21 protein-coding genes are annotated in these 20,728 nt (G+C 39.7%); 17 read left to right on the forward strand and 4 right to left on the reverse strand.

The window, feature by feature from the left end; genetic code table 11:
• Positions 1–17 precede the first annotated feature (17 nt).
• On the reverse strand, positions 18–623 hold the full coding sequence (gene plsY / locus PISS_RS03905) for a glycerol-3-phosphate 1-O-acyltransferase PlsY (RefSeq protein ID WP_008466051.1): 606 nt from the start codon (positions 621–623) through the stop codon (positions 18–20).
• A gap of 207 nt (positions 624–830) precedes the next feature.
• Between plsY and folB the strand changes: the two genes are divergently transcribed.
• The 8 genes from folB to trmB all read left to right on the forward strand — a co-directional run bounded on the left by folB (position 831) and on the right by trmB (position 7,033).
• Positions 831–1,190 carry a dihydroneopterin aldolase gene (folB, locus tag PISS_RS03910; RefSeq protein WP_024601854.1) on the forward strand — a complete coding sequence of 120 codons (360 nt, stop codon included), beginning with the start codon at positions 831–833 and terminating at the stop codon, positions 1,188–1,190.
• Positions 1,191–1,679: a 2-amino-4-hydroxy-6-hydroxymethyldihydropteridine diphosphokinase gene (folK, locus tag PISS_RS03915; protein WP_024601855.1), complete on the forward strand. Its 489-nt coding sequence runs from the start codon at positions 1,191–1,193 to the stop codon at positions 1,677–1,679.
• Positions 1,676–2,476 carry an undecaprenyl-diphosphate phosphatase gene (locus PISS_RS03920; protein WP_024601856.1) on the forward strand — a complete coding sequence of 267 codons (801 nt, stop codon included), beginning with the start codon at positions 1,676–1,678 and terminating at the stop codon, positions 2,474–2,476. Before folK ends, PISS_RS03920 begins: the two co-directional genes overlap by 4 nt.
• A 214-nt stretch (positions 2,477–2,690) precedes the next feature.
• Complete coding sequence (gene mpl / locus PISS_RS03925) at positions 2,691–4,046, forward strand: UDP-N-acetylmuramate:L-alanyl-gamma-D-glutamyl-meso-diaminopimelate ligase (RefSeq protein WP_058154274.1); 1,356 nt, start codon at positions 2,691–2,693, stop codon at positions 4,044–4,046.
• A 1-nt stretch (position 4,047) separates the two neighbouring features.
• A complete protein-coding gene (locus PISS_RS03930; RefSeq protein ID WP_024601858.1) occupies positions 4,048–4,671 on the forward strand; it encodes a flavin prenyltransferase UbiX in 624 nt (207 codons plus the stop codon).
• Positions 4,668–5,597, forward strand: a complete 930-nt coding sequence (locus PISS_RS03935) for an ABC transporter ATP-binding protein (protein ID WP_013464297.1) — start codon at positions 4,668–4,670, stop codon at positions 5,595–5,597. The genes PISS_RS03930 and PISS_RS03935 overlap by 4 nt, the downstream gene beginning before the upstream one ends.
• Positions 5,598–6,365, forward strand: a complete 768-nt coding sequence (locus tag PISS_RS03940) for an ABC transporter permease (RefSeq protein WP_008466038.1) — start codon at positions 5,598–5,600, stop codon at positions 6,363–6,365.
• Entirely contained in the window at positions 6,365–7,033 is a 669-nt protein-coding gene (gene trmB / locus PISS_RS03945; RefSeq protein ID WP_058154275.1) for a tRNA (guanine(46)-N(7))-methyltransferase TrmB, read from the forward strand. The genes PISS_RS03940 and trmB overlap by 1 nt, the downstream gene beginning before the upstream one ends.
• Here the strand turns inward: trmB and PISS_RS03950 are convergent.
• Entirely contained in the window at positions 7,026–8,897 is a 1,872-nt protein-coding gene (locus PISS_RS03950) for a GGDEF domain-containing protein (RefSeq protein ID WP_058154276.1), read from the reverse strand. The two genes, trmB and PISS_RS03950, sit on opposite strands and share 8 nt — an antisense overlap.
• A gap of 259 nt (positions 8,898–9,156) precedes the next feature.
• On the opposite strand from PISS_RS03950, the gene panP reads away from it, so the two are divergent.
• On the forward strand, positions 9,157–10,782 hold the full coding sequence (gene panP, locus PISS_RS03955) for a pyridoxal-dependent aspartate 1-decarboxylase PanP (RefSeq protein ID WP_058154277.1): 1,626 nt from the start codon (positions 9,157–9,159) through the stop codon (positions 10,780–10,782).
• 58 nt (positions 10,783–10,840) lie between these two features.
• On the opposite strand, the gene argE is transcribed toward panP, so the two are convergent.
• Entirely contained in the window at positions 10,841–11,986 is a 1,146-nt protein-coding gene (argE, locus tag PISS_RS03960) for an acetylornithine deacetylase (RefSeq protein ID WP_058154278.1), read from the reverse strand.
• 221 nt (positions 11,987–12,207) lie between these two features.
• Between argE and argC the strand changes: the two genes are divergently transcribed.
• The 8 genes from argC to PISS_RS04005 all read left to right on the forward strand — a co-directional run bounded on the left by argC (position 12,208) and on the right by PISS_RS04005 (position 20,073).
• Positions 12,208–13,221, forward strand: coding sequence for an N-acetyl-gamma-glutamyl-phosphate reductase (gene argC / locus PISS_RS03965; RefSeq protein ID WP_058154279.1), 1,014 nt, complete (start codon positions 12,208–12,210; stop codon positions 13,219–13,221).
• Complete coding sequence (argB, locus tag PISS_RS03970; protein WP_016900251.1) at positions 13,218–13,985, forward strand: acetylglutamate kinase; 768 nt, start codon at positions 13,218–13,220, stop codon at positions 13,983–13,985. The genes argC and argB overlap by 4 nt, the downstream gene beginning before the upstream one ends.
• A 7-nt stretch (positions 13,986–13,992) precedes the next feature.
• A complete protein-coding gene (locus PISS_RS03975) occupies positions 13,993–14,925 on the forward strand; it encodes an ornithine carbamoyltransferase (RefSeq protein WP_016900252.1) in 933 nt (310 codons plus the stop codon).
• Positions 14,922–16,124 carry an argininosuccinate synthase gene (locus PISS_RS03980; protein ID WP_024601866.1) on the forward strand — a complete coding sequence of 401 codons (1,203 nt, stop codon included), beginning with the start codon at positions 14,922–14,924 and terminating at the stop codon, positions 16,122–16,124. Before PISS_RS03975 ends, PISS_RS03980 begins: the two co-directional genes overlap by 4 nt.
• A 52-nt stretch (positions 16,125–16,176) precedes the next feature.
• Complete coding sequence (gene argH / locus PISS_RS03985; protein ID WP_058154280.1) at positions 16,177–18,042, forward strand: argininosuccinate lyase; 1,866 nt, start codon at positions 16,177–16,179, stop codon at positions 18,040–18,042.
• A gap of 253 nt (positions 18,043–18,295) precedes the next feature.
• Positions 18,296–18,496, forward strand: coding sequence for a hypothetical protein (locus PISS_RS03990; protein WP_058154281.1), 201 nt, complete (start codon positions 18,296–18,298; stop codon positions 18,494–18,496).
• Positions 18,497–19,309: 813 nt separating this feature from the next.
• Positions 19,310–19,552, forward strand: a complete 243-nt coding sequence (locus tag PISS_RS19010; RefSeq protein ID WP_232311335.1) for a hypothetical protein — start codon at positions 19,310–19,312, stop codon at positions 19,550–19,552.
• On the forward strand, positions 19,552–20,073 hold the full coding sequence (locus PISS_RS04005; protein WP_058154284.1) for a hypothetical protein: 522 nt from the start codon (positions 19,552–19,554) through the stop codon (positions 20,071–20,073). Before PISS_RS19010 ends, PISS_RS04005 begins: the two co-directional genes overlap by 1 nt.
• Before the next feature lie 20 nt (positions 20,074–20,093).
• Here the strand turns inward: PISS_RS04005 and coaD are convergent, their stop codons facing one another.
• Positions 20,094–20,585 carry a pantetheine-phosphate adenylyltransferase gene (gene coaD, locus PISS_RS04010; protein WP_024601870.1) on the reverse strand — a complete coding sequence of 164 codons (492 nt, stop codon included), beginning with the start codon at positions 20,583–20,585 and terminating at the stop codon, positions 20,094–20,096.
• Between the last annotated feature and the right edge of the window lie 143 nt (positions 20,586–20,728).

Consider the following 20,728-nt stretch of genomic DNA (forward strand, 5'->3'; position numbering starts at 1 on the left):
AGAATTCAGGTTAGTTATTACTTCTTATCATCTGTAGGGGCTTGTTTAGTCCCTACTTTTGGTTCTTCCCCTTTAAATAAACGCACAATATTAGTGCGATGCCTAATAATGATCAGTAGCGTAATAAAGGTCACCGGTAAGGTGTATAACGGTTTAATCCACCATGTGTATAAAGGGGCTAGCGTAACGGCCACTAACGCGGCAAGTGATGAGTAACGAGTAATCGCGACAATCAGCAACCAAGTACCAATCAATAACCCTCCTAAAGAAAGCCCTATCGGTAGTAACGAGCCAAATGCAGTTGCAACCGCCTTACCGCCCTTAAAACTAAAGAATAATGGGTACATATGCCCTAGGCATGCAGCAACGGCGATTAAACCAAGCTCTAATGGCTCGAGTTTTAAAAAATAAGCGCCCCAAACAGGGATTGTGCCCTTTAAAATATCGAAGACTAAAACTAAGCATGCAGGAAGTGACCCGCCTAAGCGGTAAACATTGGTTGCACCTGGATTATTGGAGCCATGCGTGCGTGGATCGGGGAGTTTGAATAGCCGCGACACTAAAATGGCCGATGAAATCGAGCCGAGCAAATAGGCTAAAACAAACATTAAAATGACTAACACGCGCTTCCTTATTTTTTAATCATTACTTTTAAGCTATTATTGGCGTCAAAATTTACGGGCTTCTTAAATTACTCGCAATTTTGTAACGATTCTATTGTAGAAGTAATTTTAGTATATTTAAACACTGATTAAAGTATATACAGTATTAATTTGATTGATACAATATGTAATTAACTCAGTGACTTGTTACAGTCATTTGGAGTATCAATGGACAAGGTATTTATATCACAATTGCATGTCGAAACGATTATCGGGGTGTATGATTTTGAAAAGAAAAGTAAACAAAGCCTGTACTTTGATATTGAAATGTTAAGCGACATCAAGCCCGCAGCGCAAAACGACGATATTAACTTGGCACTGGATTACGCTAAGGTAAGTGAGCGTGTTATCGAACACAGTACGGCTAAACCGGTAGAGCTTTTAGAAACACTGGTGGAGCAATTAGCGCAAATCATTTTAACCGAATTTAATACCCCACAAGTGACAATAAAAGTAAGTAAGCCCGCTGCAGTTGCACAAGCGCAAACCGTCGGTGTAGAAATAACGCGTAACAAGGTTCTTGCTTAAATGGCGCAAATATTTATTAGCTTAGGGTCGAATATTAATAAAGCAGAGCATATCAGGCGTGCTTTAGTGGCGTTAAATAAACACTTTAAAAATACACAACATTCTTCGGTATTTGAAAGTGAAGCGGTGGGTTTTGCCGGTAATAACTTTTACAACTCCGTACTCGCTGCCACTACCGAAATGGTGCTTGAAGATGTGTGTGCGTTATTAAAACAAATAGAGCGCGATAATGGTCGCAAAGCAAATGATAAAAAATTTAGCCCGCGCACCTTGGATCTCGATTTACTCTTTTACGATGATGTCATTTGCGAGAGCCCAGCTCAACTACCACGTGACGAAATTACCAAAAATGCCTTTGTATTACAGCCTTTAGCAGAGGTGGCTCCTGATTTTTATCACCCTGTAGCAAAAAAAACGATTGCCCAAATATGGAATGCATATAACAACCCTCAACAAAAACTATGGAAGGTGGAGTTTTCTAACCCATGAGTATTATAGAAATAATTGTTTTAGCCCTAATTCAGGGATTTACTGAATTTTTACCTATATCGAGTTCTGCACACTTAATTTTACCGTCGCAAATTTTAGGCTGGGAAGATCAAGGCTTGGCATTTGATGTTGCCGTTCATGTAGGAACGTTAATTGCTGTTGTTATTTATTTTCGTAAAGAAGTGGCCGATATACTCGGTGCTTGGTTTAAATCGTTTGGTGCACAAGGTACAACAGATGACAGCAAACTAGGCTGGTGGATAATTTTAGGTACTGTGCCTGCCGCTATTTTAGGGCTATTGCTAAAAGATTTTGTTGAACTGTATTTGCGCAGTGCATGGGTGATTGCAACCACAACCATCGTATTTGGTTTGTTGTTGTGGTACGCCGATGCTAAAGGTAAGCAAATAAAAACAATTTATCAGCTTAATTGGAAAACCGCACTCATCATTGGCTTTGCGCAAGCCGTTGCGATGATCCCAGGGACTTCTCGCTCAGGTATTACCATGACCGCGGGTTTAATGCTGGGTATGAATAAGCAAAGTGCAGCCCGTTTTTCGTTTTTGCTGGCTATTCCGATTATTTCAATGATGGGCCTTTATTACACAGCAGAGCTAGCGCTTGGCGATCATATTGTTGATTGGACTGCTTTATTGTTGGGTGTAGTGCTGTCGTTTTTATCAGCTTATGCCTGTATTTTTATGTTTTTAAAAGTGATTGAACGAATGGGTATGCTGCCATTTGTTATTTATCGTTTGTTATTAGGCATCGGCTTAATATTCTTTTTAATGCTATAAGCCATTAATCTTTAAAAAGCCTCCCACCTTGGGAGGCTTTTTTATTTGCGCCAAACATCGCATCGGCGCTGTCTTGTTGAAATACCAAACATCTGCTGCAAATTTACCTAGAAAGCTCAACAGACCCTGATGGTAACTTGATCTAAATTTTGGCATTATAGCGCCATTAAAGTTCGCCTTAGAGCACATTCCGCGCAGGATGAAAGGATAGTAAATGCATATACATATTTTGGGTATTTGTGGCACATTTATGGGTGGTATTGCCGCTATAGCTAAATCATTAGGTCATCACGTTACCGGGTCTGATCAAAACGTTTACCCACCAATGAGTACCCAATTAGAAGAGTTAGGAATCGAGCTAACCCAAGGCTATGATGTATCTCAACTAGAACCGGCACCCGACATAGTCGTCATAGGTAATGCTATGAGCCGAGGGAATCCGTGTGTTGAATATGTATTAGATAAAGGCTTGCCTTATACCTCAGGCCCAGAGTGGCTTAAGCATAATTTACTACAAAAATCATGGGTGCTGGCGGTGGCAGGAACCCATGGTAAAACAACGACTGCCAGTATGCTGGCATGGATATTAGAATATGCAGGTTTAAAACCAGGCTTTTTAATTGGCGGGATCGTGCAAAATTTTGGTCTTTCGGCTCGGGTTGGGCAAACGCCTTTTTTTGTAATAGAAGCCGATGAATACGACACCGCCTTTTTCGATAAACGTAGTAAGTTTGTTCATTATTTACCGCGAACACTCATTTTAAACAATCTTGAATTTGATCATGCTGATATTTTTGAAGATTTAAATGCGATTAAAAAACAATTTCACCATTTGATACGTACACTACCGCAAAGCGGGAAAGTATTGTGGCCAAAAGATGATGAGGCTCTGAGCGATGTTATAGCAAAAGGGCTGTGGAGCGAGAGCGAAACATTAGGCGATGATTGGGATTATCAGCTACTTAAAGCGGATGGTTCTCAATTTAATGTGTTATTAAACACGCAACTGCAAGGTGTAGTTAACTGGCAGGCAATTGGTGAGCATAACGTTAAAAATGCCATGATGGCCATTGCAGCAGCGCGCCATGTAGGAATAGCTATTGAGCACAGTATTGCGGCTTTAGGCGAATTTATCAGCCCAAAAAGGCGGATGGAGCTTAAAGCGGATATAAATAACATTAAAGTGTATGATGATTTTGCCCATCATCCTACCGCGATACAAACAACGCTTGCGGGGCTGCGCGCCAAAGTGGGCAATGACAAAATTATTGCGATTTTAGAGCCGCGTTCTAACACCATGAAAATGGGAGTTCATCAATTTACATTGTTAGACTCATTACGCGATGCGGATGAGGTGCTACTGTTTGAACCAGAAAACTTAAGCTGGTCGCTCAAGGAGCAAGCAGAAAAAGCCGGTATGCAGTGTTTTGATTCTACAATCGCCATTATCGAAACAGTGCTTGAAAGTATTGAGCCAAATCAACATGTTTTAATTATGAGTAATGGTGGTTTTAATGGCCTTCATCAACAACTTGTTGATGGCTTGGCCAATAAATACAGCGGAGAATAATGTGCAATTTAAAGATAAAATCACCTTAGCATTTAGTGGTGCATCAGGCGCTCCATATGGATTGAGGTTGCTAGAAGTGTTGCTTGAGCAGCAGTTTCAAGTGTATGTGCTTATTTCAAGTGCCGCGCGGGTAGTCTTTGATACCGAATCAAATGTTAAACTATCAGCAAATGAAGACAAGGCCACAGAGCAATTAAGTCTGTTATATAACGCAAAACCTGGGCAGTTAAAGGTATTTGGTAAAGATAATTGGTTTAGTCCGGTAGCTTCGGGCTCTGCAGCGCCGAAAAAAATGGTAGTATGTCCATGTAGCGCAGGCTCTGTGTCTGCCATTGCAGTCGGCGCATCAGATAATTTATTAGAGCGCGCCGCCGATGTGGTGATAAAGGAGCGAGGCCAGCTTATTTTAGTGCCACGCGAAACGCCATTTAGCGAAATTCATTTAGAAAACATGCTTAAATTATCGCGTTTAGGTGTAACAATTATGCCTGCAGCACCTGGGTTTTATCATCAACCGCAAAGCATAGAAGACTTGGTTGACTTTATGGTGGCGCGAATTTTAGATCATTTAAATATTGAACATAATCTCACGAAGCGTTGGGGTTATGGTGAGGGTAAGAAATGAATAAGCAAAATATTGCTTTAAATATTGAAGGCCTTACCAAGGTTTACAAAAATGGGGTAGAGGCAGTAAAAGGGGTTGATTTACAAGTTCACGAAGGTGACTTTTTTGCATTACTTGGCCCGAATGGGGCGGGTAAATCAACCACTATTGGGGTAATTTCTTCACTGGTTAATAAGACCAAAGGCAAAGTTGAAGTATTTGGTCACGATATTGATACCGACCTTGAGGCGGCTAAAGCGAATTTAGGCCTAGTACCACAAGAGTTTAACTTTAGTCAGTTTGAAACGCTGAGCCAAATACTCGTTAATCAAGCAGGTTACTACGGTGTACCGCGCGGCGAAGCACATAAACGTGCAGATAAATACTTAGCGCAGCTTGGATTAATCGAGAAAAAAGATAAGCAAGCGCGTACCTTATCTGGTGGTATGAAACGCCGTTTAATGATTGCACGTGCCTTAATGCATGAGCCCAAATTACTTATTTTAGATGAGCCAACAGCGGGGGTTGATATAGAGCTTCGCCGTTCAATGTGGGACTTTTTAAGGCAAATTAACGAACAAGGTGTGACTATTATTTTAACAACCCACTACCTTGAAGAAGCTGAACTGCTTTGTAAAAACATCGCCATTATTGATACCGGGCGAATTGTTGAAAACACCACGATTAAAGCCCTGCTTGCTAAATTAGACAAAGAAACCTTTGTATTGGATTTAAAACAACCGTCTAAACCCGTAACGCTAGATGGATACAAATTTACTATGGGGGATGACCACACCATTGAAGTTGAAGTGGCTAAATCTCAAGGATTAAACGCGGTGTTTACAGCATTGACTGAACAAGGTAATACCGTGCTGAGCATGCGAAACAAAGCGAATCGATTAGAAGAATTATTTGTAGGTTTATTAGAGCAAGGGCGGGGCGAATAAATGTTTAAATATGGCGTAGCCTTAAAAAGTATTTGGATTAAAGAGTGCATTCGCTTTTTGCGTATTTGGGTGCAAACCTTAGTACCGCCAGCGATCACGATGAGTTTATATTTTGTTATTTTTGGTAACCTAATTGGCTCGCGTATTGGTGACATGGGCGGTTTTAGCTATATGGAGTTTATTGTCCCTGGCCTTATTATGATGTCAGTTATAACTAACTCTTATTCAAATGTTGCCTCTAGCTTTTACTCAACTAAGTTTCAAAAAAGTATTGAAGAGTTATTAGTTGCACCTGTGCCTAATTACATCATTGTACTGGGTTATATGGGCGGAGGTATGACCCGTGGCATTATGGTTGGTTTTATCGTAACGTGCGTTTCTTTATTTTTTGTAGATATACAAATACATAATATTTTTGTGATTATAGCCACTGTTATTCTCACCTCGGCGGTGTTTGCCTTGGGTGGATTAATTAACGCTATTTATGCAAACAGCTTTGATGACATAAGTATTATTCCGACCTTTATTTTAACGCCGTTGACCTATTTAGGCGGGGTGTTTTATTCAATCACTTTACTGCCTGATTTTTGGCAAATGGTGTCGCAAATAAACCCAATTATTTATATGGTTAACGCATTTAGATATGGGTTTTTAGGTGTTTCGGATGTAGATTTATCGGTCGCAATGGGTGTGTTGTTGGTGTTTATCAGCGTCCTATTTACTTTAGCACTGACGCTAATTAAAAAAGGTGTGGGGCTAAGACACTAATGAGCGATGCAAATTCACGTAGTATTGTATCTAATCAAGCGGGACTTCATGAAAAGCTTGATGAAATAGTTAATAAACACTTACAGGCTGAGTTTAAAAAGCCAATTGCAACGCATACGCAAACCGCATTTGATGAAGTTAATGCTAAAGTACAAGCCTTTAATGGGCCGCTTATTTTAGACTCCTGTTGTGGGGTCGGAGAGAGCACCGCTAATTTAGCAAAACGTCATCCTGAAGCGTTAGTCATAGGTATTGATAAGTCATCTCATCGACTTGATAAGCATGATGTTGAATATAAACAAAGTGAAAGTGGTCAATACATTTTAGTGCAAGCTGACTTAAATGACTTTTGGCGTTTAGCGGTGGCTGCTAATTGGCAGCCTACGCATCACTATTTGCTTTACCCTAACCCTTGGCCTAAGTCTAAACACATACAAAGGCGCTGGCATGGGGCGGCTATATTCCCGTTTATTGTAAAGTTAGGTGGTTTACTTGAGGTGCGCAGTAATTGGGATATTTATGTTAAAGAGTTTGCCAGAGCGCTTGAATTAGCTGGGCATCCATGTGAAACCGAATTGTTTGAGTCAGACGAAGCAATTACCCCTTTTGAACGTAAGTACTGGGCCAGTGGCCAGCAAAGCCACCGGCTTGTTATAAATCTTAAATAGCCAATTGTTGCTTAAAGTGAGTCACATGTGGCGTTGGTTTACCAAGGTAACTACCTTGCATCAGCGTCACATTTAGTTTATTGAGTAGCTCGGCAATCGTGTTGTTTTCTACCGCTTCAACAACCAATTCAAGTTCAAGCTGCTGGGCTATATCAGCAATATAGGCGATAAATAGTGACGTATTTTCATCATTTACCAGTTGCTTGGTGATCGCACCATCGAGTTTAATACCATCTACCTCAATCTTTAACGTATTGAGCGTATTAATAAATTCATTACCCCAACAATGCATCACGATTTTTGCCCCTTTACTTTTCACCATCGCAATAAATGATTTTATTTCATAGTAGTGTGTAATGACCTGCGACTCTAATATTGAAATAGTAATGTTTTCAGGGTTGGGGTAGCGATGAAGCTCATACGCTATGTGATCATAAATAGTGGGATCTGCAATATTTTCAGCGCACACAGTTAACCCCCAGCTGATTGCTGATTTGCGAAAGCGCGAAATGCATTGAGTAAATAAGGTACGTGTTAACATCCCATCCATACGCAGCCTATTTACTGCATTAGAAAAGGTATCAGGGGTTAAAATCTCCCCATGTGAGGTCACTATTCTTGGTGAGCAGTCATATCTAATAATGGCATTGGTATTGGTATCTATAACAGGTTGAAAATAAGGAACAACGCGATGGGCATCAAACGCTTCACGAATTTCTTTTGCTATTTCTACATTGTATAAATACAGAGATTTAGCGTCGTTAATCGCTTCTGAGTAGTTAACTATGGGTTGAACACCTTGCCTTGATTGCAGCAAAGCAATGTGGGCATTCTTAAGCAGTAATAACTTATTCCCTCTTGCGACTCCAGCGTTGAGCGTAATATAAATAAATGGGTCTGTAATAAAAGGTGTATTTTTATTATGGGATTGAATAATGCTGTAAAGCTCATCAAAAGGTGTTTCTTTACTGGTTAAAATGGCCAGCTTGTTGGTCGCAATACGATAAATACGTGATTGCAGACGGTTTTGCTGCTTAAAGTGACTGAGTAGTTTTTTCATCACTTCATCGGCTGTTTTTGTGCCAAAAAAACGACTGATACTATCAATTTCGTTAACCAAAATAATCGCGATTTGTAGATGATGCTCATTACTTTTTTTTAGCTGCTTTTCCAAGGCAATATGATTTTCAAACCCCGTAGCATGATCCCTCATTAGTGAGCGGCGTACCCCAAAACAATAAAGAGTATAAACCAATAACAATATGAACAGTACGCAACTAAAATGAAGCAGGGCTTGATTCAAACGTGTTATTAAAGCCGTATTGATTTTATCGACGCTAATATCAGCTGCTGTTAAATAGGTTCTGCCATTTTTTGCAATATGAGGAATATACACCGTTTTAGAATGACCACGATGCGCCGTTGACACTTCAAAAATAGGGGCCGTTGATAAAAATGCCGCCATATTAATTGGCGTCGCTTCAGGGTAAAGATCTAAATACTGGGTGACTTTACCGTTATTTTGATCATCTTGGGTGTAACTGGAGGCAGTAAAATAAATATTTTCATCAATTAATATCATTGAATATAAATAATCTATATTTAAATCATTGGCTAAAGCAGAAAGCTGTTCGGCCTTATTTTGATAGCTTGCAAAGCTAATTTCTTGCGATGTTTTGTCGTGGTAATCACTACCTAAAATATACTTTACGCTGGTGGCGGCATTTATTAAGCGATTGTCAATGCTGCGCATTACATCACTTTGAATGGCAGAGTAAGTGTAGTAACCATAAATGATTAAGCTGACCAAAAAAAAGACGGTCCCAAGCGCCAACCGTGTTAATTTTAGATTTCCTTTGAGCATGTATTATCCTTATTTTTGTTGATTTTATTATACTTAAAAATTATAAATGCCCAATATTTTAATTACCCTTTGTACTAAATTTAGAAAATAGTGAAATGTTATCTATTTAGTATTGTCTTTTATGGCTTAAAACGAGACATTTTTGTCATATTGCAGTAAAGTTAGCGCAATTTTTTAGAAATGCCGTTGCTTAAAAAACACCTTATATTAGCGTGTTTTACAAACTAACAGGTGTTTTAGTCACACACTAGGTATGAAGATGGATCAAAAGCGTTGTGCCGTCGCCTCTAAAGAAAGCCTTAAACGGATATTCACCGTTCCAGAGGCGCCAGACTCAACTTTGAGCAAAATAGAGCTTGAAATTTCGAGTAATTTAGCAGGTTTCTTAAACGAAAATATCGCGGCAATTGAAAAACCATTACATGAAATAGAAAAAGATTTTCAATCGGCGGCAATCCCTGAAGAACCGACGTTTGTGTCTTGCTATGCTCAAGATATTATGGAGCAGCTGGTTGCTCATTCTGTTCATACCGCAGCGCCAAGCTTTATTGGCCATATGACATCGGCTCTGCCTCATTTTTTACTACCGTTATCGAAATTAATGGTTGGGTTAAATCAAAACCTAGTAAAAATTGAAACCTCGAAAGCGTTTACCCCATTAGAACGTCAAGTTTTAGGGATGATGCATCATTTAGCTTATGGCCAAAGTGATGGTTTTTATTCTAAATGGATGCACAGTGCAAAAACCTCGTTAGGTGCATTTTGCTCTGGCGGCACCGTGGCAAATATTACTGCACTTTGGATAGCTCGAAACCGTTTATTAAAAGCGGATGGCAATTTTAAAGGTATTGCTGCACAAGGTTTAGTTGCAGGAATGCTTCACTATGGTTACAAAGGGCTGGCAGTTTTAATTTCTGAACGAGGTCATTATTCGCTTGGTAAATCGGTTGATTTATTAGGTATTGGTCGTGAAAATTTAATTGGTATTAAAACTTCTGCCGATAATAAAGTCGATGTTAGTGCAATGCGAGAAAAAGCGTTAGAGCTTGAAGCACAAGGCATTAAAGTGATGGCAATTATTGGAGTCGCAGGAACCACTGAAACCGGTAATATTGACCCACTTGAAGATATGGCTAATTTAGCACAAGAGATTAATTGTCATTTTCATGTTGATGCAGCGTGGGGTGGAGCTACTTTACTGTCTAATACCCATAGGCATTTATTAAAAGGTATTGAGCATGCAGATTCAATCACCATTGATGCGCATAAGCAAATGTATGTGCCGATGGGGGCCGGTTTAGTCTTATTTAAAGACCCTGCTGCAACTGATGCCATCGAGCATCATGCTGAATATATTTTACGTAAAGGCTCTAAAGATTTAGGCAGCCATACGCTTGAGGGAAGTCGCCCTGGGATGGCGATGTTAGTGCATGCTTGTTTACGTGTTATTGGTCGTAAAGGCTATGAAATGCTTATCGATCGCAGTATTAAAAAAGCGCGTTATTTTGCTGATTTAATAAAAGCCGATGAAGATTTTGAGTTAATATCAGAGCCAGAACTTTGCTTACTGACCTATCGCTATGTACCAAAACAAATTAAACATGCGATAGCCCAAGCTGATGCACAAACCCGTTTAGACATTTTTGCCGCGCTTAATCGTTTTACTGCCAGCATGCAAAAACGCCAACGTGAATCGGGTCGCTCATTTGTATCGCGTACGCGTTTAACGCCAGTTCAATATGATAACCAACCAACCGTGGTATTTAGAGTGGTACTTGCGAACCCGCTTACCTCAGGTGCTATATTAAAAGAGATATTAGAAGAGCAGAAAGAACTGGCACAAACTGATCCGGTGTTTAAAAAGTATTTACGAAAATATATGTAATTACAACTACAAATACAATGACAAAAAAGACGCGATTAAGCGTCTTTTTTGTTACTGATTAAAAGCAACTCGCCTTTATAAGGTTGCTGATAATTTGTTGAGAAGGTTTGATTTTTTCCATTGCTAAAAACTCGTCGGGCTGATGCGCTTGGTTAATAGAGCCTGGTCCCATTACGATGGTTTCACAACCGAGTTGCTGTATAAATGGCGCTTCGGTACAGTAGTTAACAGCCACTGCTTTTTGCCCTGCTATATTTTCGGCTAATTTGACTAACGCGCTATCTGTGCTTCCCGTAAATGCTGGAATTGGCTCATGCAAATCAATTACGCTCACAGAGTTAGGGTATTGCTGGTTTATATCGTAGGTTGCATCAAGTACCAGAGCTTGAAGCTCTTGCACGCTTAAACCTGGAAGAGGGCGCATATCAATGTGCATTTCACAGCAGCCACAAATTCGGTTGGCATTGTCACCCCCATGAATATTGCCTAAGTTGAGTGTTGGATAAGGAATTTCAAAGTGGTTTATTGAATATTTATTCTTAAGTTGTTCTTTTAAGATCAGTAATTTTGTAATCACTTTATGCATTACTTCGATGGCATTAAGACCCCGTTCGGGATCAGAGCTATGTCCTGAGCGACCAACGACTCTGATTGCTGTAGTCATATGGCCTTTATGAGTAAATACTGGTGTCATATCAGTGGGTTCACCAATAATACAGCGATTTGGCTTTAAATTTGGGTGCTTACAAATTTGCTGTGCGCCAGCCATAGTGGTTTCTTCATCGGCGGTCGCTAATATTAAAATAGGTTGAGTTTGTTGCTTTTCATCAAGTTCACTAATAGCTTGCAGTACAAAAGCAAAAAAGCCTTTCATATCAATACTGCCTAAACCATATAATTTGTTATCAAGTTCAGTTAATTTAAATGGGTTTTGATTCCAGCGGCTATCATCAAATGGCACCGTATCTGTGTGCCCCGCAAGCATTAATCCGCCATCGCCTTGTCCGCGTTTTGCTAATAAGTTGTAGCGGCCTTTACCACCTTCTAACTCTATTATTTCACAGGTAAAACCTAAGCTTTCACACCACTGAGCGAGTAGTTCAATCACGCTTTTATTGCTCATACACAAATGCTCTTCAATAGCGCTAATAGAGGGGGTAGCAATCAATTGCTGATACATCGAAATAAATGACGGCAGAGACATAAAAAAATCCAAAATAAGTATTCAATTTAATTGCATAACAATATAAAAGTATTTATGATGAATATCAATTCACTTTTTAAGCATAAATATATTAAAGTTACGCCATGAAAATAATACGACGATAGTTATCACTCATTAATTTAATCAGTTTAGCTAGGTTGCAACCTAGTGTAAGTAAATAACATGGAATGTAGTCACTAATTTTATATAAAGAGTAAATAATGAACGTAGTAATTATAGGTGCCAGCGGTTACAGCGGCGCAGAATTGGCTAGCTTAGTTGCCAAACATCCAGCATTAACATTATCAGCATGTTATGTATCAGCGCAAAGCTTAGATAAACATAAATTGCTCAGTGAATTATACCCTGAGCACTTAGGGTTACTTGACTTACCTTTGCAACCACTTAATGAGAGTGCATTGAGTGATATAGCTCATTCAGCAGACTATGTGTGTTTATGCACTGACCATAAAGTAAGTGTTGATTTAGCCCCTCAGTTTTTAGCGATGGGCAAAAAGGTATTTGACCTTTCGGGTGGTTACCGTCTTGAAAGTAATGAAGATTACGTCACTTATTATGGTTTTGAACACCAACATCCAGAACTTCTTAATGAAGCTGCATATGGCCTTGCAGAGTGGAATAGTGAGGCCATTGCAAAGGCGCAGTTAGTTGCTGTAGCTGGCTGCTACCCAACTGCCGCATTAAATGCATTAAAACCTCTTCAGCAAGCTGGGTTACTTAGTGATGAGCGGATTATTATTAATGCTGTATCGGGAGTAACTGGGGCTGGTCGTAAAGCAAGTATTGGCACGCATTTTTGCGAAGTATCGCTAGCTGCTTATGGTTTGTTTAACCATCGTCATGGGCCTGAGATACAGCAGTATCTTGGCCATAACGTGTTATTTACTCCTCATTTAGGTAATTTCCCGCGCGGTATTTTAGAAACCATTTATGTACAGCTAAAACCGGGTGTGACCAGTGAGCAAGTAACTAAAGCGTATCAAGTATTAGCAGATGAGCCGTTAATTCGATTGCTTGGTGGCAAAATCCCCTCAATTAAAGGGGTAGCAAAACAACCCTATGTTGATATTGCATGGCAGCAGCAAGACTCACAATTAATAGTAATGGCAGCGATTGACAATTTACTAAAAGGGGCGGCTGGTCAGACTCTGCAATGTATTAATTTGTCAATGGGTTTGCCTCACACTACAGGTTTAGTAGGAGCGTTTAAATGAGTAGTAAAACGTGGGTTATTAAACTCGGTGGCGCAGTACTCAATACTGAAAATGCCGCTAAAGCGCTTTTTGAGGTTCTTAATGAACAACATGATGCACAATTTGTCATTGTTCATGGCGGTGGCTCATTAGTTGACCATTGGCTAGCAGAAGCCGGTTTTGCCAGTGCTAAACACCAAGGTTTGCGTATCAGCCCTAAAGAACAGATGCCTTATATTGTAGGAGCATTAGCGGGAGCAGCAAACAAACAATTAATGGCGCAAGCAATGACTGCTGGGCACAAACCCGTTGGCTTGAGTTTATATGAAGCTGGAATAACAGCATCACAAAAATTAAAAGCGCTAGGGCAAGTAGGTCAATGCCATAGTAATGATGATTCTATTATTAATGAATTACTCAGTGGCGGGCGTTTACCTATAGTCAGCTCCATCGGTTTTGATGAGCAAGGGCTTTGGTACAACGTCAATGCTGACGAAGCAGCAGCAGCGATTGCGAGTAATTTAAACGCCGAACTTATTTTTATGACAGATGTAGAAGCGGTGCTTGATGCGAATAAGCATCCACTACATCAACTTGACACAAAACACATTGATACTTTAATTGCAGAGGGAGTAATTGTGGGCGGGATGGAGGTCAAAGTTAAGACCAGCCTTCACGCTGCCCAACATTTACGACGCGGTGTGTACATTTCCAGCTGGCAAAAGCCAGAAAATTTAACGGCTTTGCTGCAAGGCGAGCACGTCGGAACTAAAGTGACACCATAGGTTGAATATGTTTAAAGATTTTATAACGGGTCTAGAATTAGACCAACAAGGCGCCCTTAATTTATTAAAATTAGCGCAAGATATTAAAGAAAGCCCTGCAAAGTACAGCCAAGTGTTAGCTGGTAAGTCAGTGGTTACTCTTTTCGAAAAGCAAAGTTTACGTACGCGTTTATCGTTTGATATTGGTATAAACCGTTTAGGCGGTCATGCGGTTTATCTTGATCAACAAAACGGCGCGATGGGAGCTCGTGAATCAATAAAAGATTTTGCCTTGAATATTTCAACTTGGGCTGATGGTATCGTTGCCCGGGTTAACCAGCACAGTACGTTAACTACCTTAGGTGAGTATTCGTCTGTTCCGGTGGTTAATAGTTTGTGTGATTTATATCACCCATGCCAAGCCTTAGCTGATTTTTTAACGCTTCAAGAAGTGCACGGTGATGTTAGTCAGCTAAAGTTGGCTTATTTAGGTGAAGGTAATAACGTAACGCATTCACTGATGCTACTTGCAGCAACTTTAGGTACTGATTTTGTTGCTGTGACGCCAAAAGGCAGTTCGCCCGATTCGCAAATTCTTAAAAAAGCGGAGCAAATTGCCGCAATGAATGGGGCGTCTGTGATGGTAAGTGACAGAGTTGAGGCTGCGGTAGGTGCTAACGCAGTTTACGCTGATACCTGGGTTTCTATGGGAGACACCACACCGCTTGAGCAAGTGAAAGAAAAATACATGCCTTATCAATTAAATCAGGCATTACTTAAAAAAACTGGGGCTACCACGGTATTACATTGCCAACCGGCACACCGTGAGTTTGAAATTACCTCTGAGGTAATGGATGGCCCCGCATCAAAAATTATTCAACAAGCAGAAAATCGTATGCATGCGCAAAATGCTCTGCTTGTTACATTATTAAATCCAAATTTTGTTAAGGAACACCTATGAGTTCAATTAAAAAAGTCGTTTTAGCCTATTCAGGTGGTCTTGATACATCGGCTATCGTGCCATGGTTAAAAGAAAACTACGGCTGTGAAGTTATTGCCTTTGTGGCCGATGTTGGCCAAGGCGCAGAAGAACTTGAAGGCGTAGAAGCGAAAGCCATTGCATCGGGTGCATCTGAATGTTACGTGGTTGATTTGAAAGATGAAATGGTAAGTGATTACATTTACCCAACACTTAAAACAGGCTCTATATACGAAGGAACCTACTTGCTAGGTACTTCTATGGCACGTCCAATCATCGCTAAAGCCCAAGTTGAAATTGCCCGTAAAGTGGGTGCAGATGCACTTTCTCATGGCTGTACGGGTAAAGGTAACGACCAAGTACGTTTTGAGTCATGTTTTGCAGCACTGGCTCCTGATTTAAAAGTGATTGCGCCATGGCGTGAGTGGGATTTATCAAGTCGTGAATCATTGCTTGATTACCTAGCCGAGCGTGATATTCCGTGTTCTGCATCAGCAACTAAAATTTACAGTCGTGATGCTAACGCATGGCATATCTCCCACGAAGGCGGCGAGCTTGAAGACCCTTGGTGTGAGCCAAGTGAGCAAGTATGGACATGGACTAATTCACCAGAGCAAGCGCCCGATAAAGCTGAGCATGTCACTTTATCAGTTGTAGAAGGTGAAGTGGTTGCTGTAAACGGCGAACAATTAAAGCCTTACGACTGTTTAGTTAAACTAAACGACATAGCTGCCCCGCATGGTGTTGGTCGTGTTGATATTGTAGAAAACCGTTTAGTGGGCATGAAATCACGCGGTTGTTACGAAACACCAGGCGGTACAGTGATCATAGCTGCGCTTCAAGCAATTGATGAGCTCGTTCTTGATAAGTCAAGCCGTAAATGGAAAGAGGTACTCGGTGGTGAATTTTCGCATTTAGTTTACGACGGTCGTTGGTTTACGCCGCTTAAAGATTCTATTTTAGCCGGTGCAGAAGCGCTTTCTACGTTAGCAACAGGTGAAGTGGTACTTAAACTTTATAAAGGGCAAGTAACAGCGGTTCAGAAAAAATCACCTAACAGTTTATACAGCGAAGATTTTGCTACTTTCGGTGAAGACGATGTTTATGACCAATCGCACGCAGAAGGCTTTATTCGTTTATTCTCACTATCAAGCAGAATTTCAGCATTAGCTAAAAAGTAATTTTTTATGCCCCTTGAAATTAAGGGGCTATTATCGGGTTTGGAGAGATTTCATGGCATTATGGGGCGGGCGTTTTTCTACGGGTCCAGATGAAGCGTTTAAACAATTTAACGATTCACTTCCCTTCGATTATCAATTAGCAGAGCAAGATATTATTGGCTCTGTTGCATGGGCTGGCGCACTTGAACAAGTGAACGTGTTATCTAATGACGAACACCAAAAGCTGGTATCGGCATTATATGAATTACTTGAAGAGGTAAAAGCAGATCCACACGCTGTTGCCACCTCAGGTGCTGAGGATATTCACTCGCATGTTGAAGCCGCGCTAATTGAAAAAGTGGGTGATTTAGCTAAAAAATTACACACAGGCCGAAGCCGTAACGACCAAGTTGCTACCGACTTTAGATTATGGTGTCGCGATACTGCCGATCATATCTTAAAAGCAATTGCACAACTAAAAGCTGAATTTATTAGCTTGGCTGAACGTGAGCTTGGCACAATATTGCCAGGGTATACGCACTTACAGCGTGCACAGCCGGTGTTATTTAGTCACTGGTGTATGGCTTATGTAGAAATGTTAGAGCGTGATGAAAGCCGGTTGCAAGATGCCCAAGCACGAATGAACTATTGTCCACTCGGCAGTGGCGCTCTTGCGGGAACTGCCTATCCGATTGACCGTCATGCACTTGCACAAGGGTTAGGGTTTACAGGCGCGACTAAAAATAGCCTTGATGGTGTATCTGATCGTGATTTTGTGGTTGAGCTATTAAGCTGTGCGTCTATCTCTATGATCCACTTATCGCGCATGTCTGAAGACTTGATTTTTTATAACTCAGGAGAAGCTGGGTTTATTGAACTGGCTGATAATGTTACATCGGGCTCATCTTTGATGCCGCAGAAAAAGAATCCAGATGCATTAGAGCTAATTCGTGGTAAAACAGGGCGGGTATTTGGTGCGTTTAGTGCAATGATGATGACTCTAAAAGCACTGCCGCTTGCCTACAATAAAGACATGCAAGAAGATAAAGAAGGCATTTTTGACGCTATGCCAACGTGGCTTGCTTGTATTCATATGGCGCAAGCGTGTATTAAGGGTGTAACAGTTAAAGCAGACAAAACCTTAGCAGCGGCAAAAGGTGGCCACGCAAATGCAACCGAGCTTGCTGATTATTTGGTAGCCAAAGGTGTACCGTTTAGAGAAGGGCATCATATTGTTGGGGTGTTGGTGCAATTAGCTATTAGTGAAGGTAAAACGTTAGAGAAGCTTTCACTTGAGCAGTATAAATCAGTAAACCCAGTGTTTGAAGATGATGTGTACCCCGTACTTGAAATTGATGCCTGTATTAAAGCACGTCAAGCACTTGGCGGAACCTCATTAGAACAAGTAAGTAAAGCGGTGAAAGACGCGAAAAAAAAACAGCAAATAACAGTTCGTGATGCAAACCTAGATGACGTGGAAGCAATCGCTAAACTCGTACAACACTGGGCAACAGTCGGCGAAAACTTACCGCGCGCTAAAAGTGACATGGTGCACTCAATTAATGAGTTTGCTGTAACCGAGATAAACGGTCAGGTATCAGGTTGTGCTTCATTATACATTTACGACACTGGATTAGCTGAAATACGCTCATTAGGTATTGACCCTAAAAGCGCAGTAACAGGCCAAGGGCGAGAGCTAGTAGAACATTTATTAGTAAAAGCCAAAAAATTGGCACTCAATCGTGTCATCGTTCTGACTCGTGTACCTGACTTTTTCGAAAATCAGCGGTTTAGTTTCTGTAATAAAGAGAGCCTACCTGAAAAAGTCATGAAAGATTGTGAGTTATGTTTACGTAAAGAAAACTGTGATGAAGTCGCAATGGAATATATGTTAAAGCCAAGTAATAGCATGGAGATCCCCTGTAAAAACGTGGCTTGAGCAATCCCTAGGATAAAAAACGCACGGTGACCCCGATGCGTTTTTTTTTTGAGTAAAATAAAATAATTTTTAAATTAACATGCTATGAATTTAAAGTTGGCATATCGGTTGCATTTATAGTTCTGTAGTGTGTTGTTAAGTCAATTAATCAACGAAGGCAATACGTTACAGAAGTTATTTAGTAACTGCTCCAGGTGGTGTGATTTAAATTTACGCCAATAATAAAAATTTAATACTCAAAAGGATTAATCACATGCAAATTTCAGCTAATAGCCAAGTACAAATGCAAGCATACAATAAAACGCAACAATTAAAGCCTGCAATGGAACAAACTGCTAGCCCTAAAACCCTACAATCTGATACAGTAAGTATCTCTCAAGAGGCGATGGCTGCCGCAAGCGGCGCAGATCTTCAACGTGGTGGTGGCATGATCCCTCCAGTAAGACCTAAATAAATAAGGTAGTAGATGTTATTAACTGAGTTTTTTGGTTTTTTTTCGTTATCAGCATTCATTATGTGGGGATTTCTGATGGCGTTCTTTTTCAACATTTTTGTTTATACTTTAGATGTCAAAAGAAAAACAACTTTATTACTCAGCTCATTTATAATGATGGTGTCTTATACGATATCTGATTATTTTTTTACTTGGTTATCAATAAAGGTAAAAATTTATTTAGACTGGGCTATATATGACATCATGACAATTACAGCTTTGCTGAGTGTTTTTTTTATCATAAAGAAAACAACCCCATCTTTCTTATATTTAATTATAGGTTTAACGATTAATTCAATATTCTTTTTATTGATGTATATAGACATGTATATTAATAACAATCAGGATCATTGGATTCTTTGGGACTTATACATTTATACTGTCAATTCTATAGATCTTATAATGATCATAGCTTTAATAGTAGACCGTGATTTTCTTGGCTTACACACCCTTAAAAATAAACTCATTTCATTATTCAAAACGTCTGAGCTTAACCAAATCCAATAAATGTATTATGTAGACTTATTTTTAGCAGATTATATTGATGCATTTATACAATGGGGCTTTTTAATGGCTTTGTTGTACACATTTGTATCGAGTATAAATACAGCTAATAAATTACTGGTCTATTTAGCTTCAATAATGTTCTTTTCTTACCTTATTGGTGACTTCCTTTTAGTTTTCAAAAACGTTTACCTTAACTGGATTTTTTTTGATTTCGCTACAGTTTGTATTATTTTTATAATAACAAAAGCGTCAAGCTTTGAAAGCGATGTGGCTAAAAACTATATTGTTAGTGGCTTATTGATTAATGCTTGTTTAACGTATGCTATTTACATAGATCTTTATATAAACTGGAACTCAGATCCTTGGTGGTTGTGGAGCCTGTACTCTATGGGGGTTAATGTTGTTGATTTACTAATGATTATTGCTATTTTTATCAATAAAGACTTTTTAGGGCTAATGAAACTTAAAGGTCGTTTATTTAGATTACGCGCTGAGTTTAAAAGCCCATAATGACAGATTTATTATGGCTACTTGTTAAAGTTGGCGAGAATTTAGGTAATTTTATATTGTGGTTATTTTTAATCGCTTTTCTATTTAACCTTTCTTCGAGCATTAATAAACAAGATAAAAGCTTACTGCATATTTCATTAATAATGATGATTTCTTATTTTCTAAGTGCATTTTTAAGCCTCGAAACTTCTACTTATAAAGATTATTTCATATTTGATCTCACAACTATTTTGATACTTTTTTTATGGCGAAAAATCACGTTGCAAAACACGCCTATTGCTTTTTATTACTTAATGCTGGGGTTGGGTGTTAATACCTGTTTATTTTTAGGAATGCATTATGATGTTCAAGTTAAAGCAAACAGTGACTATTGGTGGTTTTGGGCTGCATATGGGTTTGGCGTTATTCTCTTTGATTTTATAATGGCATTGGCACTATTTATCAATAAAGATTTTTTGGGTTTAGTGAGGCTTAAGAACGTTCTGTTTCCAGCAAGAGCGAAGCTACCTAGCGCAATGTAATGATACGCTAGGTGTTGTGTTTAGTGCTTGGTTTTACCCAGCCTTGACTGCAGGGCTTTCATTACTATGGTGTCAACAAACTCACTCACATCCCCGTTATGGCGTGCTACTTCTTTTACTAGTGTTGATGATATAAAGGTATTGCGCTCGGCGGGCGTTAAAAATACGCTTTCTAAATCAGGGTTTAAACGGCGGTTCATATTCGCGAGCTGAAACTCGTAATCAAAATCAGAAACCGCTCTTATGCCTCTGATCAATACATTAGCATTATGGTCACGGGCTAAATCGGCGAGTAGCCCTGAAAAGCCAATGACTTTTACATTATCTAAATGGCTTAAAATCTCATTTGCTAAATCAACGCGTTCTTCTAAAGTAAAACACGGTTTTTTACTTGGGTTATGAGCAATAGCCACAATAACGGTATCGAACATTTTAGCCGCACGCTGAATTAAATCAGTGTGGCCGTTGGTAAGAGGGTCAAATGTGCCTGGGTAGATTGCGGTCACTTTCATAATATTTACTGTGTTATTATTTTTAGCCGTAGTGTAGCAGTGTTTAGTGTGCAAAGCAGCCTTGTGAGTAAATTGTATATAACTGCAGCTGCGCAGTGTTACAAATGCAATGATTTGTTTATACTAGGCGGATTATTTTAATG

Source organism: Pseudoalteromonas issachenkonii, from assembly GCF_002310795.1.
Taxonomy (GTDB): Bacteria; Pseudomonadota; Gammaproteobacteria; order Enterobacterales; family Alteromonadaceae; genus Pseudoalteromonas; species Pseudoalteromonas tetraodonis.

Bases quoted from the DNA above. Each gene is read 5' to 3' on its own strand.
- folB (WP_024601854.1), top strand. From the start codon at position 831: ATGGACAAGGTATTTATATCACAATTGCATGTCGAAACGATTATCGGG.
- folK (WP_024601855.1), top strand. From the start codon at position 1,191: ATGGCGCAAATATTTATTAGCTTAGGGTCGAATATTAATAAAGCAGAG.
- PISS_RS03920 (WP_024601856.1), top strand. From the start codon at position 1,676: ATGAGTATTATAGAAATAATTGTTTTAGCCCTAATTCAGGGATTTACT.
- mpl (WP_058154274.1), top strand. From the start codon at position 2,691: ATGCATATACATATTTTGGGTATTTGTGGCACATTTATGGGTGGTATT.
- PISS_RS03935 (WP_013464297.1), top strand. From the start codon at position 4,668: ATGAATAAGCAAAATATTGCTTTAAATATTGAAGGCCTTACCAAGGTT.
- PISS_RS03940 (WP_008466038.1), top strand. From the start codon at position 5,598: ATGTTTAAATATGGCGTAGCCTTAAAAAGTATTTGGATTAAAGAGTGC.
- trmB (WP_058154275.1), top strand. From the start codon at position 6,365: ATGAGCGATGCAAATTCACGTAGTATTGTATCTAATCAAGCGGGACTT.
- PISS_RS03950 (WP_058154276.1), bottom strand. From the start codon at position 8,897: ATGCTCAAAGGAAATCTAAAATTAACACGGTTGGCGCTTGGGACCGTC.
- panP (WP_058154277.1), top strand. From the start codon at position 9,157: ATGGATCAAAAGCGTTGTGCCGTCGCCTCTAAAGAAAGCCTTAAACGG.
- argE (WP_058154278.1), bottom strand. From the start codon at position 11,986: ATGTCTCTGCCGTCATTTATTTCGATGTATCAGCAATTGATTGCTACC.
- argC (WP_058154279.1), top strand. From the start codon at position 12,208: ATGAACGTAGTAATTATAGGTGCCAGCGGTTACAGCGGCGCAGAATTG.
- argB (WP_016900251.1), top strand. From the start codon at position 13,218: ATGAGTAGTAAAACGTGGGTTATTAAACTCGGTGGCGCAGTACTCAAT.
- PISS_RS03975 (WP_016900252.1), top strand. From the start codon at position 13,993: ATGTTTAAAGATTTTATAACGGGTCTAGAATTAGACCAACAAGGCGCC.
- PISS_RS03980 (WP_024601866.1), top strand. From the start codon at position 14,922: ATGAGTTCAATTAAAAAAGTCGTTTTAGCCTATTCAGGTGGTCTTGAT.
- argH (WP_058154280.1), top strand. From the start codon at position 16,177: ATGGCATTATGGGGCGGGCGTTTTTCTACGGGTCCAGATGAAGCGTTT.
- PISS_RS03990 (WP_058154281.1), top strand. From the start codon at position 18,296: ATGCAAATTTCAGCTAATAGCCAAGTACAAATGCAAGCATACAATAAA.
- PISS_RS04005 (WP_058154284.1), top strand. From the start codon at position 19,552: ATGACAGATTTATTATGGCTACTTGTTAAAGTTGGCGAGAATTTAGGT.
- coaD (WP_024601870.1), bottom strand. From the start codon at position 20,585: ATGAAAGTGACCGCAATCTACCCAGGCACATTTGACCCTCTTACCAAC.